The organism is Amycolatopsis sp. NPDC047767 (genome assembly GCF_040704195.1).
Lineage (GTDB): Bacteria > Actinomycetota > Actinomycetes > Mycobacteriales > Pseudonocardiaceae > Amycolatopsis.
Genome location: NZ_JBEYSJ010000022.1, coordinates 25521 through 40361, shown reverse-complemented (window position 1 = coordinate 40361; position 14841 = coordinate 25521). Strand labels below are relative to the sequence as shown.

The following is a 14841-nucleotide window of genomic DNA, read 5'->3' as shown; positions in this document are numbered from 1 at the left end:
TGTGCTCCCGTTACCTCACACCCGTCAGGGGCCGACAGCAGTGACAAAACGGACCCCATGAGGTGACTTCCGGTAACGGAATGCATGCTAGGTCTTGGCGGGGGGAACCGAGGGCCCCTACAGTCCGTCAACGTCTCACGAAAGATTTGCCGACCGACGGCCCAGTGCGAGTGGGAGCTCCTCTGGACCGAACGGCGGCAGCGGCACCGGGGAGGTGCCGTCACCGACGTGAGAGCAGAGGGAGACACGCTCGCGGGGGTGGGAGCGGGAGCTTCACCTTCGCTGGTGTCGAACACCAGGGTAGGGAGCTGGGGGTATGGAGACCAACCAGTCGAGCTGGCGCATGAGTGCGTCGTGCCGGGATGCGGATCCCGACGGGCTCTTCGTGCGCGGCGCCGAGCAGAACCGGGCGAAAGCCGTGTGCATGGGGTGCCCGGTTCGCACGGAATGCCTCGCGGAGGCGCTCGACGGCCGGATCAACTTCGGTGTCTGGGGTGGCATGACCGAACGCGAGCGCCGCGCATTGCTGCGCCGTCGTTCCGACGTCACCAGCTGGACCGAGCTGCTCGAGGCGGCCAAGCGCGACGCGCTGGAAGGCGCGCAAGTCAGCTGACGCCTTCGTGAGTGGCCGGGCCCGAGATCAGGCCTGGCCACTCGCGAGCTTGGTCCCGATGTCGCGCAGACCTTCGAGGTCGTGCACGTCACCGGCCAACGCCGGAACTCGCACCAGCGGCACTTCCGGATGTGCTTTCGTGAACCGCGCCAGCAGCCGGTTCTCGCGCTCGGCCAGCGCCACGCGGTCGGCGTGCAGCCGCAGCACGGCCTCGGCCAGCGGTGCGTTCGTGCCGCCCTTCTGCAGCGACTCCGCGGCCGCGATGGCCTCCGACGCCGAAAGCGACGCGAGCACCGGGTGCGTCCGGTTCGCGACGAGCCCGCCGAGCGGCATCGACTCACCGGCGAGCCGCTCCACGAAGTACGAAGCCTCGCGCAGCGCGTCGGGCTCCGGCGCGGCGATCACGAGGAACGACGTGCCGCTGGAGCGCAGCAGCTCCGCCGTCTTGCGAGCGCGCTCGCGGAACCCACCGAACATGCTGTCGAAGGCCTGCATGAACGCCGACGCGTCGGCCAGCAGCTGCCCGCCGATGATCGTCGACACGGCCTTGGCGAACATCGAGAACCCCGCGCTGACCACCTTGCGCAGCCCCCAGCCGCCCGCCTTCGCGGGGCCGGTCAGCAGCCGGATCATGCGGCCGTCGAGCGCGCTGGACAAGCGCGTCGGCGCGTCCAGGAAGTCGAGTGCCGAGCGGCTCGGCGGCGTGTCGACCACGATCAGGTCCCACTCGTCCGTGGCGGCGAGCTGGCCCAGCTTCTCCATCGCCATGTACTCCTGCGTGCCGGAGAACGACGTGGAAATGGTCTGGTAGAAGGGGTTCTGCAGCAGCTGCTCGGCGCGCTCGGGGCCGGCGTGCACGCGCACCATGTCGTCGAACGTGCGGCGCATGTCGAGCATCATCGCCCACAGCTCGCCCTTGGGCTCGAACCCCGCCACCTGCACCTGACGCGGGTGGTTGCCCAGCTCACGCAGCCCCAGCGCCTGCGCCAGCCGCCGCGCCGGGTCGATGGTCAGCACCACCGTCTGCCGGCCGCGCTCGGCCGCGCGCAACGCGAGCGCCGCCGCGGTGGTCGTCTTGCCGACGCCGCCGGAGCCGCAGCACACGATCACGCGGCTCTCCGGGTCGTCGAGCAGGGCGTCGACGTCAATGGCGGTCATCAGCGCACCCCCTGGTCCAGCAACGCTTCCGCGAGGTCGTAGAGCGACGCGACGTCCACGCCGTCGGTGACCTCCGGCAGCTCCAGCGTCGGCAGATCGGCCTCGGCGAGCTGCTCGCGCGCCCGCTGCTCCGCGGCCACGCGCACGGCGTGCTCCACGGTCTCCTCCACCAATGCCTCGAGCGTGTCGTCCGGCAGCTTCAGCCCGGCCGACGCGAGGCCGGAGCGCACGCGGCCGGCGTCGACGCGACCGTCGGCCGCCGCCGTGACGGAACGCGCGGGCAGGCGTGGCGGGCGCACGCGGTTGACCAGCACGGCGCCCGGGCGCAGGTCGGCGCCGTCGAGCTCCGCCACGGCCTCCACGGTCTCGCGCACCGGCATCTCTTCCAGCAGCGTGGTGAGGTGGATGGCGGTCTCGCCCGAGTGCAGCAGCCGCACGACGCCGTCGGCCTGGCCGCGGATCGGGCCGGTCTTGGCGAGGTCGGTCAGGGCCTTGGTGACGTCGAGGAACTTGACCACGCGGCCGGTGGGCGGCGAGTCGACCACCACGGCGTCGTAGGTGTGGCGGCCGTCGGACTCCGTGCGGCCCACGCACTCCTTGATCTTCCCGGTGAGCAGGACGTCGCGCAGGCCCGGCGCGAGCGTGGTCGCGAACTCGATCGCGCCCATCCGCCGCAGCGTCCGGCCGGCGAAGCCCAGGTTGTAGAACATCTCGAAGTACTCGAGCAGCGCGGCCTCGACGTCGATGTGCAGCGCGCGCAGCTCGCCCCCGCCGGGGACGGACGCGATGCGCTGCTCCGCGTACGGCAGCGGCTCGGTGTCGAAGAGCTGGGCGATGCCCTGGCGGCCCTCGACCTCGATCAGCAGCACCCGGCGGCCCTCGCGCGCGAGGGCCAGGCCCAGCGCCGCGGCGAGGGTGGTCTTGCCGGTGCCGCCCTTGCCGGTGACGAAATGCAGCCGGGCCCGGGTGAGCTCGTCGGGCCAGCCGGCGGGGGGTGTGGTCACGCCGTCAACACTAAACCGGCGCTCAGCTGGCGAGCACCATGACGCCGACCGCAGCCGCGACCGCGGCGACGAGGATCCAGGTGAGGACGCCGGGCAGGACCGTGAGCGTGAGCACGGCCACCACGACCAGCGCCGTGAACGTGATCGCGCCGCCGATCGCGACCCGGGCCGAGCTGTTCACGTGGTCGCGCACCTTGGCCATCACCACGAGCACGAGCGGCAGCCCGGCCGCGGCGAGCAAGGCGGTCGCGACGATCCGCCACGTCTCCACACCCCCACGCTAGCGAGTGCCGAAGGTGTGAAGTGGACCACATTCGCAGACGGTCGGTGAGTCGTTCACCTGGACGGGTGCACCTGTGTTCCCCTGAGCGGCCCGGCCGTTGGACGGCGGTGGCCATGACCGCCCTTGCCCGCTTGGCTACGCTCCCCGGTCATGAGCGCCACCAAATGGGAGTACGCGACCGTCCCCCTGCTGATCCACGCGACGAAGCAGATCCTCGACCAGTGGGGCGAGGACGGCTGGGAGCTGGTCACCGTGCTCCCGAACCCGAGCGGCGAGCAGCACGTCGCGTACCTCAAGCGCCCGAAGAACTGAGGGGACCCGTCGTGACCTGGACTTCCCGGCTCGCCGAGCTCGGCATCGAACTGCCCGGCGTCGCCGCGCCGCTGGCCGCCTACGTGCCGGCCGTGCAGAGCGGCTCGCACGTCTACACCTCCGGCCAGCTGCCCTTCGTCGACGGCACGCTCGCCGCGACCGGCAAGGTCGGCGCGGAGGTCAGTCCCGAAGAGGCCAAGGGCCACGCCCGCACCTCCGTGCTCAACGCGCTGGCCGCCGTGCACGCGCTCGTGGGCATCGACTCGGTGACGCGGATCGTCAAGGTGGTCGGCTTCGTCGCGTCCGCGGAGGGCTTCACCGGCCAGCCCGCGGTGATCAACGGCGCGTCCGAGCTGCTCGGCGAGATCTTCGGCGACGCGGGCAAGCACGCCCGCTCGGCCGTCGGCGTCGCGGAGCTGCCGATCGGTGCGCCCGTGGAGGTCGAACTGATCGTGGAGGTGAAGTGATGGACCCCGACATCGAACAGTCCCTGCACGAGCTGCTGATCCGGCTCGCAGGCCGCACGCCCGACCAGCTCCTGTGGCGGTTCCGCGACTGGCTGGGCGAGGGCGCGATGGGCACGCTCGCGCGCACGCTGCCCAGGTCTTTGCTTAAGCACAGGATCGATCTGGACCAAACCGAGTACCGCCTGCTCGTCGCGGGTCTCATCCCGCACGGCGCCGACTGGCACCAGGTCAGTTCCACCCTGGGGGTAGACGACGTCACCGAGACCAGGTACACATTCACACCGAGTGCGCCCGAATGGGTGAACTCAGTCGACTCTGTGTCCGTCTTGCTCCACGCAACGTTGCGGGGACGCGCGGATGTGGGGGAAGTGCGGCAAAGCTGGCGACACCTCGGTGTGGTCGGTGAGGGTGGGGCCAAGCGAGTCCTGCTGGTGACGGCGACGTCCGGGCTGCCGAGGCTCACCGGCGAACTGCAGCGCGTGCTGCGGGTGCTGGGGGACGAGGAACCGAGCGTCGAGGTCATCCCACCGCGCTTCGACCTTCCCGGGTACCACCGGGCCGCGCTCGCCAATTCCGAGCTGGTCTGCGTCGGCGCCGCGGGTTCCGGTAATCGACTCGTCGCCGCTTAACGCTCGAGCCGCCAGGCGAGCTGGGAGGAGCAGAGCAATGGTGGAGGTTCACGAAGGCCCGCCCATGGACGGGTTCTCGGTGCCCCTGCGCCTGCACAACTTGTTGCTGGCCCTGGCGGGCCGCATCGACGACAGCGCGCTCACCGAAGCGCGTGAGCTGATCGCCCGCGCGCACATCGACGAAGCGGTCGAACTGACGACCGGCACGCTCATCGCGGGCCGCATCTCCGTCAGCTCGGCCGAGCAGCGCGAGCTGGCGCTGGTGCTCGAGATGAGCCGGTCGGACGCGACACTCGCCAACGACCTGCTGGTCGACGAGGCCGAGCAGGTCCACAGCCACCGCTTCACCGGCGACAACCAGCCGGAGTTCGGGCTGGCCGAGGCGCTCGACCGCACCCTGCAGGTGCTGCCGGACGTCCGCTCGGTGCACGCGGTGTGGCGCAACACCCCGGCGGGTTCCGTGCCGGGTGCGCTGCCGCAGCGCGTGGTGCTGGTGGAGCTGGGCCCGGAGGGCAACCCGCCCGCGGTCGCGTTCCGCGTCGACACGGCCCTGCGCCGCGCCGGCATCCGCTCCGTCGTCGAGGTCAGCGGCCCAGGTGTCGCGCGGTCCGCGTACCACCAGTCGGCCGCGTCCGTCGCCACGCCGGTGTGGGTCACCGGGGCCACGCACACGACGACGTCGGACTACCGGCCCGAGCCGGTCGTCACGCCGCCGGCTCCGGCACCCACGCCGGTGCCGGCGCCCGTCGTGGAGCCGGTCGTGATGGAGGCCCCGAGCCGGCACAGCATCCGGCAGGCGCCCGAAGCCGTCGCCCCCGTGGTGCCGATCGTGCAGAACGCGCCCACTCCGCAGGCGGACAACTCGCGCAAGTCGCGGTCGGAGACGCGCGCCGAGCGCACCGCCGACCTGACGCCGGCCGAGGTCGCCCAGCTGCGCCAGGCGCTCGCGGAGGACCCGGAGAAGGGCCGCGAAATCGCCGCGGGCAAGCCGAGCATGCACGAGGTCGTGGAGCTGCCCGCGCTGGACCTGGACGACCCGAGCCTGTCGGAGCGCGACCGCGCGCTGCTGCGGGAGCTGCACGAGGAGCTGGCCGAGCGCGAACGCGCTGAGGCGGCCCGGCTGCGGCTCAACGGTGCGTCCCGTTCGGGTGGCGACCGCTGGTCGTCGTCCTGAGGTTCTGACGTTGTGATCGCAGCCCCGGGCCTGTGTGGGTCCGGGGCTGCGGTGCGTCCGTGACATGTCACAACTTGTGGGCGTGAGGTCACGGGTGCGAGGTATGTTGCCTCGGTGGATCGGCCGCGTGAGTTCCTTTTCGACATCCCCGTGGGGGCCGGAGTCAGTACGAGGGCGAACGCCGACGGCCCGCCCGCGAAGCCCAAAGACGCCGCCACGGTGATCCTCACCCGCGACGGCGCGGACGGTCTCGAAGTCTTCCTGCAGCACCGCGTGAAGGGCATGCCCTTCGCCGGCGGCATGACCGTCTTCCCCGGCGGCGGGGTGGATCCGCGCGACGCCGACGCGTCCGTCGCGTGGGCCGGACCACCGCCGAGCTGGTGGGCCGGGCAGTTCACGTGCGACGAGAGCCTCGCCCGCGCGCTCGTGTGCGCCGCGGTGCGCGAGACGTTCGAGGAGTCCGGCGTGCTGCTGGCGGGCACGGAAGACGCGGTGGTCGCCGACGTCGCGCCATATGCAGAAGCCCGGAAAGCCTTGGAGAGCCGGGAAATCTCGCTCGCCGCGTTCCTGGCCGACGCCGGGCTCACGTTGCGCGCGGACCTGCTGCGGCCGTTCGCCCACTGGGTCACGCCACCGCAGGAGCCGCGCCGCTACGACACCCGCTTCTTCTCCGCGAAGCTGCCCGAGGGCCAGCGCGCGGACGGCGCAACGTCCGAGGCTCTCGCCACGGGCTGGCAGCGCCCGTCGGCCGCGGTCGGCGACGCGCGCGAAGGCCGCCGCATGCTGATGCCCCCGACGTGGCTCACGCTCGTCGAGATCGACGAGTTCGCCACGGCCGACGCGCTGCTGGCCGCGCCGCGCGAGATCGTGCGGACCATGCCGACGCTCATCAAGGAAGGCGACCGCTTCCGCGTCGTCCTCGACCCGACGGAGGTCTGACCGGTGACTGCTCCCGCGTACGGCGTGCTTCGCCGCGTCTCCGAGACCGTGCAGGTGCTGCTGGAGAACAACCCGTCGACGATGACGCTCGAGGGCACGAACAGCTGGGTCCTGCGTGGTCCCGACGCGCTGGCCGGCGTGGTCGTCGACCCCGGCTACCAGGACCTGGAGCACCTGGAGAAGCTCGCGGCCGTCGGCGCCGTGGAGCTCGTGGTGCTGACCCACCACCACGCCGACCACGCCGAGGGCGCGCCGTGGTTCGCCGAGCGCGTGGGCGCGCCGATCCGCGCGTTCGACGCTTCGCTGTGCGTCGGCGCGCCGGCCTTGGCCGACGGTGAGGTGTTGACCGCGGGTGGGCTCGAGTTCCGCGTGCTGCACACGCCCGGGCACACTGACGATTCCGTGTCCCTGCACGTCGCGGGGCAGATCCTGACCGGCGACACGATCCTCGGGCGCGGCACGACCGTGCTCAAGGACCTCGGCGACTACCTGCGGTCGCTGCGCAAGCTCATCGAGCTGCCCGAAGGTACCCCCGGCCTGCCCGGCCACGGCCCGGAGCTGGCCGATCTGCCCGCGACCGCGCGCGAATACCTGGCCCACCGGGAACAGCGGCTGGACCAGGTGCGTTCCGCTTTGAAGGTGCTCGGGGCCGACGCGTCGCCGCGACAGGTGGTCGAGGTGGTCTACGCGGACGTCGACCGGGCGCTGTGGGCGCCTGCCGAACAGAGCGTGCGGGCGCAGCTGGACTACCTACGTGCTTCGGAGGACGGGCGATGAGTGACGTCGAGGTCGAGTTCTACTGGCGGCCGGGCTGCGGCTTCTGCGCGGCGCTGCGGCGGCCGCTGATGGCGAGCGGCCTGAACGTCAAGGAGATCAACATCTGGGAGGAGCCGGGCGCGGCCGAGCGCGTGCGCGAGGTGGCCGACGGCAACGAGACCGTGCCGACGGTGATCGTCGGGTCGACCGCGATGGTGAACCCGTCGTTCGCCGAGGTCGAGGCGGCGGTGAAGGCGGCTTCGGCGGCCTGACGATTTGGGGAAGGGCCGCTCACCGGGCTGGTGAGCGGCCCTTTTTCGTCGTCAGAACGCGGTGAGCAGCGGGGTGTCGATCGTCGGGCGTTCGCCGTCGAGGAACTGCGCCCAGATCTGGCGCAGGTCGGCGATCTCGGGCAGGCCTTCGGGCGCGCCGGCGAGGCAGGCGGCACCTGGGGCGGCGTCGTGCGTGCCGAAGAGGAACGGGACGTCGATGCAGTGGCAGGCGCCGTACGGGTTGCCGGGAGCGCCCCAGTCGAAGCTGCTGGGACAGCTGCCGCGTACGCCGCGCGTGGTGTCCGTGACGGCGCACCGGTTGCTGCGCCGCTTCGCCGGTGGTCCGGCGGGCTGGCCGGGGCGGGCGAGTGCGTTGGACGCCGCTCAGGTCGCCGCGCTGACCCCCGTCTGGGAGCACAGCGGCGCGGCGCCGCGCCTGGAGCCCGGTGACGACGCCCTCTTCACCGCCCTGGCCCACGACGGCCGCGCCTCGCTGGCCACGCTCGCCGCTGCGTCGGGACGCTCCGAAACGACCGTCCGGCGCCGCCTCGAGCACCTGCGCTCCTCGGGCGCGCTCTACTTCGACGTCGAGGTGGATGCCGCCCTGCTCGGTGCGTCGCTGTCGGCCTTGTTGTGGCTCGGCGTCACTCCGTCCCGCCTCGACGCGGTCGCCCGCGAGGTCGCGACCTATCCGGAAGTCGCGCTCGTCGCGGCCACCACCGGCCCGACCAACCTGGCCCTCAGCGTCGGCTGTCGCGACGACGACGCCCTCTACGACTTCCTCGCCACCCGCCTCGGCGCTCTCCCCGGCATCCACCAGGTCGAGACGGCGCCGATGATCCGGACCATCAAACGCTCGGGCAGCTGGGTCGCGCCCTGATCCCGCCCGTCGCTGCGGAGTACCTGCGCAGCAGGGTCGACGGCGCCCTCGGGGACGGCTGACACGCATTCGTGCGCCCGGCCGCACAACGGCCGCGTCCCGTCAATCTCAGCGGGGCAGCATCGGCATCAGGTAGTACGTGAGGCTCACCTCCTGGGGCTCCGCCGCCGTCAGGACACACGCGCGCAGCCCCGGCTGGATCGACAGCCGCACGGTGGAGTCGGCGAAGGGCGCGAGGGCGTCGAGCAGGTAGCGCGCCTGGAACGACGGCGAGGTGCGGCCGCCGCAAACGTTTGCCTTCAGGGTTTCCTCGGCTTCGCCCGTGTCGGCGCGGGTGCTGGCGAGGCGGACGTGCGCGTCGCCCACTTCGAGGGTCAGGACGCGGCGGTCTTCGGCGTAGACGCCGACGCGACGGATGGCCGCGGCGAGGGCGTCGGCGGGCAGCTCGACCTCCGTGTCGACGTCGCCGCTCGGAATCGCGTCGGCCGACAGGAACCCCGCGTCGAGGACGGCGGTGGTGACGGTGCCACCGGCCCAGGCCAGGCCGAAGTGGCCGGAGTCGGCGTGGAGGGTGAGGGTGCCCGTGGCGTGGCGCGTGGCCTCGGTCAGCAGGCGCGCGGGCACGAGCACGTCGAGCGGCCCCCACGCCGCTCGCAACGGCACGCGCGCCACGGCCATGCGGTAGCGGTCCGAGGCGGTGAGCACGAGCGTGTCACCGGAGCTCTGCACGCGCACGCCCGTGAAGACCGGCAGCGGATCGTCCTTCGCCGCCGTGCCTGCGACCGTGCGGACCGCGGCCGCCAGCAGCTCCCCGTCCACTTCGGACAACCGCGGCGGTTGCGCGGGCTCCACGCGCGCACCCCGGTCCAGCAGCGGCAAGGCGAAGCGCGCCCCTTCCACGCGCACCGCCAGCCGGCTGCCTTCGACGACCAGGCGCACCTGGTCGACGTCCAGCATCTTCAGCGTCTCGGCCAGCGGCTCCGCCGGCACGAGCACCTCCCCGTCGGTGTGCGACGTCGCCGGGCACGCCAACCGCACGGACAGGTCACGGTCGCTGCCAGCGACCTCGAGCCCGTCCGCGTCGGCGCGCAGCCGCAGCGCGGCCTGCCTCGGCAGCAGGCGCGCGGCGGCGTTCACGGCTGTGGACAGCGGCCGTGCCGGTGACGTCAGATCCATGCCCGCGAAGCTAGCGCGGACCACCGACAGAAAACGGCCACGGCCCTGCTGAACTGCGGAGACGTCAGTTTCTCGCGCCCACGAGCTCACCCGAGCCGGTCGGCTCCGACGCCGGCGCGCGCACGGTGCCGCGCATCAGCCACACCACGATCGCCAGCGCCACCCCGGCCCCGCCGGCGGCCAGGAACGACGCGCTCGGGCTCGAGTGCTCGACCAGGTAACCGCTCACCGACTGGCCCGCGGCCAGCCCCAGCGTCACGGCAGTGAGGACCCAGCCGAAGGCCTCCGCGGCCGTACCGCGCGGCGCGACGGTCTCGATCGCCGTCGAGTGCGTGGTCGACTGCGGGGTGATCAGAGCGCCCGCCAGCAGCATCAGCAGCGCCAGCGCCCACAGCGACGAAGGCAGCGCCAGCAGCGCCACCAGTGCGCCGAACCCGCCCAGCAACGCGGGCAGGCGCAGGCCCAGCCGGCGCGGCCACGGGTGCAGGCTGTAGGCCACGCCGAACGCCACCGACGTCAGCGACCACGCCGAAAGCAGCAGCCCGCTCAACGCCGCGTGCCCGGACTCCGTCGCGGCGGCCGGCACGGCCACCTCGACGAACCCGATCACCACACCGAAGCCCAACGCGGCCACGGCGAGCGTCCGCATGCCCGGGCTCGCCAGCGCACCCAGCAGCTTCGACTTCGCGCGCGGAGCAGGGCCCCAGGCGCGCACGGCGGGGCTCAGCGCGAACACCGTCGCGCCGGTGACCATCGCCGCGGCGCCCGCGACCATGCCCGTGCCGGCCCACGGCGCCGTGATCAGCAGACCCGCGATGCCCGGGCCGAGGATGAAGAACACCTCCATGCTGATCGCTTCGTACGAGAAGGCCGCGTTGCGCGCCGGGCCTTCCGGAAGCAGCTTCGTCCACAACGCACGTGAGGCCGACCCGATCATCGGCTCCGACAGACCCGTGGCGGCGGCCAGCGCGACCAGGAGGACCGTCGGCGCGTGCGCCTCGATCGCCAGGGCCAGCGCGACCATCGACAGCGCGAACAGTCCCACCGTGGCCAGCAGCGGCCGCGTGGGCCCGTAGCGGTCGATGAGGCGCCCCTGCACCACCGCGCCCACGGACACGCCGGCGAGCGAGCTGGCGGAAACCAGCCCGGCTGCGGCGAACGAACCGGTCTCGCGCTGCACGTAGAGCAGCGCCGAGATGCCGATCATCGCGATCGGCAAGCGGGCGAGCACCGACGCGACGACCGGGCGGCGAGAGCCAGGGGCCCTCAGCGCGGCACGGTAGTCGGCGAGTGTGGTGCGGCCTTCGGAGCGAGCAGAGTGGGACACGCGTACCAGTATGCCTGAGAGTGGTACGGAAGTACCAGTTGTTTTGCGGTCAGGTGCGTCACCTCCATCGAACGGCGTCGGTTACGCCGCAGAGGTCTCGATCCCGTAACGCTCTATGGATTCTCGGTGAACTCGTGCAACGAAACGGCCGAAGCGGCGTCCTTGAGAGTGAATGGCCTTGAATTCGTGGGTAGTGGCCATGATGGTTGAGAAACAGCACATCCCAACTCCCTCCGGCATACGGGTCGGGGCCTGAACCGGAGGGCGGGGAGCGCGGGTCGTCGGGGGATGGTCCGCGCGAGGCAAGGAGCCGGTGCGCCACGTCGGGGGTGGCGCCCGGCTCTTTGTCGTTTGTGGCGGCTCCGCTCCCGCCGGGTGGTCCACTTAGTTTCCCTGCGGTGGAGGAAAAACGCGCCGCGACACGGCATGGTCGGCTGGATGCCGCTCGTGTGGGGGACGCCCACAAAGGCTGAATCCCCGCTCCAGTCCCAAAAGCCCCAAAAACGACGAAGGCCACCCGACGCCGTGTGGCGAGGGGTGGCCTTCAGTCCAAAGCAGTTACCGCGCGCGGCGGGCCAGGCGTTCGGGGTCCAGGATCAGGACGCTCTTGCCTTCCAGCCGCAGCCAGCCGCGGTGGGCGAAGTCGGCGAGGGCCTTGTTGACGGTCTCGCGGGAGGCGCCGACGTACTGAGCGATCTCCTCCTGCGTGAGGTCGTGGGTCACGCGCAGGAGGCCGGCCTCCTGGCTGCCGAAGCGCTGCGCGAGCTGCAGGAGCGCGCGGGCCACTCGGCCGGGCACGTCGGTGAAGATCAGCTCGGCGACCATGTTGTTCGTCCGGCGCAGCCTGCGGGCCACGACGCGCAGCAGCTGCTCCGCGATCTCCGGGCGCGTCGAGATCCACTGGCGCAGGGCCGGGCGGTCCATCGTGACGGCGCGGACCTCGGTGACCGTCGTCGCACTCGACGTGCGCGGGCCCGGGTCGAAGATGGACAGCTCGCCGAACATGTCCGACGGGCCGAAGATGCCCAGCAGGTTCTCGCGGCCGTCGGGCGACTTGCGGCCGATCTTCACCTTGCCGGACTGGATGATGTACAGCTTGTCGCCCGGCTCACCCTCGCTGAAGATGACATGGCCGCGGGGGAACTCCACGGATTCCAAGGTCTGGGCCAGAGCCTCAGCGGCTGCCGGCTCAACACCCTGGAAAATGCCCGCACGGGCCAGGGTTTCGTCCACCTCGGGTGCCTCCTCGTCGAGAAACGATCACTTCCTTCGCAGGTCGAAGGCCGTGTCGCCGATCACTTTCGCGTCAGTCTAGGGCGTGTCGGCGAGATCGCCCGTCGGCTCGCCGCGCGGGGCGCGGCAGCCGGAGACGATCTCGCACGAACAGGGAGCCTAACTCCGCACGCGTCGCGCGCGTAGCCTGGCTGCCCGTCCGCCCAGCCTGCGCAGCCGGAACAGCTCCAGAGCGCGGCCGATTCCGTGGCCGTACAGGGCCCTGACCTCGTTGGGTTGGGCCTGCTCCAGGAACTCCTCGACCTCGTTCTCCTGGACCGCGACGTGCTTGAGGCGGCTTTCCACCCGCTCCATGAAGAGAGCGAAGAACATGATCACCAGTGGGACCAGAATCACGAACCACGCGGTCATGACGCACATCCACTACGGAAAGTAAGCATCGACTCCAGATCCTCGCTCCTCGCGGCACACGGTGCGCCGAGGTGGTGCTCTGGCGTGTCGGCCGTCCACCGGCGGGTGCTCCCGCCCGGCTCGTCCGACGCGCCCGTAGGCTATCGGGGTGCCACCTGCCGTCACGAACGCCCCCCGCGAGGGCGCCGGTGAAAGCCGGCTCGCCTTGGTGAGACGCGCCCGGCGTATGAAGCGTTGCCTCGACGAGGTGTATCCCGACGCGAAAGCCGAGCTGGACTTCACGAATCCGCTGGAACTCCTGGTCGCGGTGGTGCTTTCCGCCCAGACCACCGACGTGCGGGTGAACCTGGTCACGCCCGCGTTGTTCAAGCGCTATCCCACGGCGGCCGCCTACGCGGGCGCCGATCGCACCGAACTCGAGGAGTTCCTGAGGCCCACCGGGTTTTTCAGGGCCAAGGCCAACTCGGTGATGGGCCTCGGCGCGGCGCTCGTGGAGCGCTTCGACGGCGAGGTGCCCAAGAAGCTCGACGACCTCGTCACACTCCCCGGTGTGGGGCGCAAAACGGCCAACGTCGTGCTCGGCAACGCGTTCGGCGTGCCGGGAATCACTGTGGACACCCACTTCGGCCGCCTCGTGCGCCGCTGGGGCTGGACCGCCGAGGAAGACCCGGTGAAGGTCGAGCACGCGGTGGGGGAGCTGATCCCCCGCAAGGAGTGGACGATGCTCTCGCACCGCGTGATCTTCCACGGCCGCCGCGTGTGCCACGCGCGCAAGCCGGCGTGCGGCGCGTGCCCGCTGAAGAAGGACTGCCCGTCCTACGGACTGGGACCCACGGAGTTCGAGGTCGCCGCGAAGCTCGTCAAGGGCGAGGAGCGTGAGCACATCCTCGAGCTGGCGGCGCGAGGGTGACAACGGTCACCAAGTGGGCACTCGGCGTCGCGGTCCTGGTGGTCGCGGTGCTGGTCGCCGTGCTCACCACGCGCGGCGGCTCGAAGGACGCGCCCGCCGCGACGGGTGATCTCACCGCCGCCCGCGCGCAGGCCGCGTTGAACGCGTGCCCGCCACCGGCCGCTACGGAGGTCGCGCAGCTGTCCGGCATCCAGGCCGACTGCCTCGGCGACGGCTCGCGCGTCGACGTCGGCAAGGTCCTCGCCGGCGGCCCGACGCTGGTGAACGTGTGGGCGTCGTGGTGCACACCGTGCCGCACCGAGCTGCCGGTGCTGCAGAAGTACGCCACCGAACCCGGCGCCGTGCGCGTGGTCGGGGTGCAGGTGGCCAGCCCCGCGGCCGACGGGCTCGGCCTGCTGCGGACCCTCGGCGTGCACCTGCCCTCGGTCTACGACGGCGGCGGCTCGACCGGACCGATCCGCACCGCCCTCAAGGTGCCCTCGAACTTGCCCGCGTCCTACCTCGTGACCCCCGACGGTCAGGTGCGCTTCATCTCCAATCCCCGCTTGTTCGACAGCACCGACCAGGTGCGCGCAGCCGTGAAGGACTTCTCATGACCGGTCCCCTCGTCGAGCCCGAAGCCGTGCCGGAGTGGCTGCGGCCGCTGGTGAAGGTGTCCGGGGAGGTCGACAGCCGCGCGTTCAGCCGCTTCACCGTCGACGACTCGCTCACACGCTCGGCCGCCGTGCTGATCCTCTTCGGCGAACGCGCCGACGGTCCCGACGTGCTGCTGCAGCGCCGCGCCGACACGCTCGGCTCCCACGCGGGCCAGGTCGCGTTCCCGGGCGGCGGCGCGGAGGACGGCGACGGCGGGCCCGTCGGCACGGCCCTGCGCGAGGCCGAGGAGGAGACGGGCGTGGACCCGTCGGGGATCCTGCCCGTCGCGATCCTGCCGGAGCTGCCCGTGCCGGTGTCGCGCTTCGCCGTGACGCCCGTGCTCGCGTACTGGCACACGCCCTCGCCCGTGCACGCCGTGGATCCCGGCGAGACGGCCGCCGTCGCGCGCGTCGCGCTCGCGGACCTCGCCGATCCGGCCAACCGCTTCCGCGTGCGGATGCGCGGCCGCTCGTGGACGGGCCCGGCGTTCGACGTCGAGGGTCTGTTCGTGTGGGGCTTCACCGCGGGGCTGCTGTCGGCGCTGCTTTCACTCGGTGGCTGGGAGCGCGAGTGGGACACCGGCGACGTGCGCGACCTTGACGTAGCGTTGGCCGAACACCGGGCCCGGAACGCGGCGCGGGGAGAGGCGAACGAGGAGTGA

The 14841-nt window shown here is 71.8% G+C and carries 19 protein-coding genes; 12 read left to right on the top strand and 7 right to left on the bottom strand.

Annotated elements, in window-relative coordinates:
* The first annotated feature begins 316 nt into the window (after window positions 1-316).
* Window positions 317-613: a WhiB family transcriptional regulator gene (locus tag AB0878_RS32335; RefSeq protein ID WP_364051249.1), complete on the top strand. Its 297-nt coding sequence runs from the start codon at window positions 317-319 to the stop codon at window positions 611-613.
* A gap of 27 nt (window positions 614-640) precedes the next feature.
* On the opposite strand, the gene AB0878_RS32330 is transcribed toward AB0878_RS32335, so the two are convergent.
* The 3 genes from AB0878_RS32330 to AB0878_RS32320 are packed head-to-tail and all read right to left on the bottom strand — an operon-like array spanning window position 641 to window position 3046.
* The gene (locus AB0878_RS32330; RefSeq protein WP_366584092.1) at window positions 641-1774 is read right to left on the bottom strand and encodes an ArsA family ATPase; all 1134 of its coding nucleotides are present in this window, start codon (window positions 1772-1774) and stop codon (window positions 641-643) included.
* A complete protein-coding gene (locus AB0878_RS32325; protein ID WP_366583996.1) occupies window positions 1771-2775 on the bottom strand; it encodes an ArsA-related P-loop ATPase in 1005 nt (334 codons plus the stop codon). The genes AB0878_RS32330 and AB0878_RS32325 overlap by 4 nt, the downstream gene beginning before the upstream one ends.
* A gap of 22 nt (window positions 2776-2797) precedes the next feature.
* Window positions 2798-3046 carry a hypothetical protein gene (locus AB0878_RS32320; protein ID WP_366583995.1) on the bottom strand — a complete coding sequence of 83 codons (249 nt, stop codon included), beginning with the start codon at window positions 3044-3046 and terminating at the stop codon, window positions 2798-2800.
* 162 nt (window positions 3047-3208) lie between these two features.
* On the opposite strand from AB0878_RS32320, the gene AB0878_RS32315 reads away from it, so the two are divergent.
* The 8 genes from AB0878_RS32315 to AB0878_RS32280 all read left to right on the top strand — a co-directional run bounded on the left by AB0878_RS32315 (window position 3209) and on the right by AB0878_RS32280 (window position 8487).
* Entirely contained in the window at window positions 3209-3370 is a 162-nt protein-coding gene (locus AB0878_RS32315; RefSeq protein WP_006238837.1) for a DUF4177 domain-containing protein, read from the top strand.
* Window positions 3371-3381: 11 nt separating this feature from the next.
* Window positions 3382-3837 (top strand): RidA family protein, encoded by a 456-nt coding sequence (locus AB0878_RS32310; protein WP_220244881.1) that lies wholly within the window; start codon window positions 3382-3384, stop codon window positions 3835-3837.
* Window positions 3837-4466 (top strand): hypothetical protein, encoded by a 630-nt coding sequence (locus tag AB0878_RS32305; RefSeq protein WP_220244880.1) that lies wholly within the window; start codon window positions 3837-3839, stop codon window positions 4464-4466. The genes AB0878_RS32310 and AB0878_RS32305 overlap by 1 nt, the downstream gene beginning before the upstream one ends.
* Before the next feature lie 37 nt (window positions 4467-4503).
* Window positions 4504-5640 carry a hypothetical protein gene (locus tag AB0878_RS32300; protein ID WP_366583994.1) on the top strand — a complete coding sequence of 379 codons (1137 nt, stop codon included), beginning with the start codon at window positions 4504-4506 and terminating at the stop codon, window positions 5638-5640.
* A 114-nt stretch (window positions 5641-5754) separates the two neighbouring features.
* Entirely contained in the window at window positions 5755-6579 is an 825-nt protein-coding gene (locus AB0878_RS32295; protein WP_366583993.1) for an NUDIX hydrolase, read from the top strand.
* 3 nt (window positions 6580-6582) lie between these two features.
* Window positions 6583-7356 carry an MBL fold metallo-hydrolase gene (locus AB0878_RS32290; RefSeq protein ID WP_366583992.1) on the top strand — a complete coding sequence of 258 codons (774 nt, stop codon included), beginning with the start codon at window positions 6583-6585 and terminating at the stop codon, window positions 7354-7356.
* Window positions 7353-7607 (top strand): glutaredoxin domain-containing protein, encoded by a 255-nt coding sequence (locus AB0878_RS32285; protein WP_366583991.1) that lies wholly within the window; start codon window positions 7353-7355, stop codon window positions 7605-7607. The genes AB0878_RS32290 and AB0878_RS32285 overlap by 4 nt, the downstream gene beginning before the upstream one ends.
* Before the next feature lie 217 nt (window positions 7608-7824).
* Window positions 7825-8487 (top strand): Lrp/AsnC ligand binding domain-containing protein, encoded by a 663-nt coding sequence (locus AB0878_RS32280; protein WP_366583990.1) that lies wholly within the window; start codon window positions 7825-7827, stop codon window positions 8485-8487.
* Window positions 8488-8595: 108 nt separating this feature from the next.
* Here the strand turns inward: AB0878_RS32280 and AB0878_RS32275 are convergent, their stop codons facing one another.
* From AB0878_RS32275 to AB0878_RS32260, 4 genes are all read right to left on the bottom strand, one after another.
* Complete coding sequence (locus AB0878_RS32275) at window positions 8596-9663, bottom strand: DNA polymerase III subunit beta (protein WP_366583989.1); 1068 nt, start codon at window positions 9661-9663, stop codon at window positions 8596-8598.
* A 64-nt stretch (window positions 9664-9727) separates the two neighbouring features.
* Window positions 9728-10990, bottom strand: coding sequence for an MFS transporter (locus AB0878_RS32270; protein WP_366583988.1), 1263 nt, complete (start codon window positions 10988-10990; stop codon window positions 9728-9730).
* A gap of 558 nt (window positions 10991-11548) precedes the next feature.
* Window positions 11549-12223, bottom strand: coding sequence for a Crp/Fnr family transcriptional regulator (locus AB0878_RS32265; RefSeq protein WP_204092840.1), 675 nt, complete (start codon window positions 12221-12223; stop codon window positions 11549-11551).
* Window positions 12224-12382: 159 nt separating this feature from the next.
* The gene (locus AB0878_RS32260; protein ID WP_204092841.1) at window positions 12383-12634 is read right to left on the bottom strand and encodes a hypothetical protein; all 252 of its coding nucleotides are present in this window, start codon (window positions 12632-12634) and stop codon (window positions 12383-12385) included.
* A 226-nt stretch (window positions 12635-12860) separates the two neighbouring features.
* Here AB0878_RS32260 and nth point away from each other — a divergent pair, with 226 nt between their 5' ends.
* From nth to AB0878_RS32245, 3 genes are read left to right on the top strand one after another with little or no spacing between them, the layout of a single operon-like run.
* Complete coding sequence (nth, locus tag AB0878_RS32255; RefSeq protein ID WP_366583987.1) at window positions 12861-13544, top strand: endonuclease III; 684 nt, start codon at window positions 12861-12863, stop codon at window positions 13542-13544.
* Window positions 13541-14140 (top strand): TlpA disulfide reductase family protein, encoded by a 600-nt coding sequence (locus AB0878_RS32250; RefSeq protein WP_366583986.1) that lies wholly within the window; start codon window positions 13541-13543, stop codon window positions 14138-14140. Before nth ends, AB0878_RS32250 begins: the two co-directional genes overlap by 4 nt.
* Window positions 14137-14841, top strand: a complete 705-nt coding sequence (locus AB0878_RS32245; RefSeq protein WP_366583985.1) for a CoA pyrophosphatase — start codon at window positions 14137-14139, stop codon at window positions 14839-14841. The genes AB0878_RS32250 and AB0878_RS32245 overlap by 4 nt, the downstream gene beginning before the upstream one ends.

Coding starts and splice junctions, on each gene's coding strand:
- AB0878_RS32335 (WP_364051249.1), top strand. CDS start 317: ATGGAGACCAACCAGTCGAGCTGGCGCATGAGTGCGTCGTGCCGGGAT.
- AB0878_RS32315 (WP_006238837.1), top strand. CDS start 3,209: ATGAGCGCCACCAAATGGGAGTACGCGACCGTCCCCCTGCTGATCCAC.
- AB0878_RS32305 (WP_220244880.1), top strand. CDS start 3,837: ATGGACCCCGACATCGAACAGTCCCTGCACGAGCTGCTGATCCGGCTC.
- AB0878_RS32300 (WP_366583994.1), top strand. CDS start 4,504: ATGGTGGAGGTTCACGAAGGCCCGCCCATGGACGGGTTCTCGGTGCCC.
- AB0878_RS32285 (WP_366583991.1), top strand. CDS start 7,353: ATGAGTGACGTCGAGGTCGAGTTCTACTGGCGGCCGGGCTGCGGCTTC.
- AB0878_RS32280 (WP_366583990.1), top strand. CDS start 7,825: ATGCAGTGGCAGGCGCCGTACGGGTTGCCGGGAGCGCCCCAGTCGAAG.
- AB0878_RS32275 (WP_366583989.1), bottom strand. CDS start 9,663: ATGGATCTGACGTCACCGGCACGGCCGCTGTCCACAGCCGTGAACGCC.
- AB0878_RS32260 (WP_204092841.1), bottom strand. CDS start 12,634: ATGACCGCGTGGTTCGTGATTCTGGTCCCACTGGTGATCATGTTCTTC.
- nth (WP_366583987.1), top strand. CDS start 12,861: ATGAAGCGTTGCCTCGACGAGGTGTATCCCGACGCGAAAGCCGAGCTG.
- AB0878_RS32245 (WP_366583985.1), top strand. CDS start 14,137: ATGACCGGTCCCCTCGTCGAGCCCGAAGCCGTGCCGGAGTGGCTGCGG.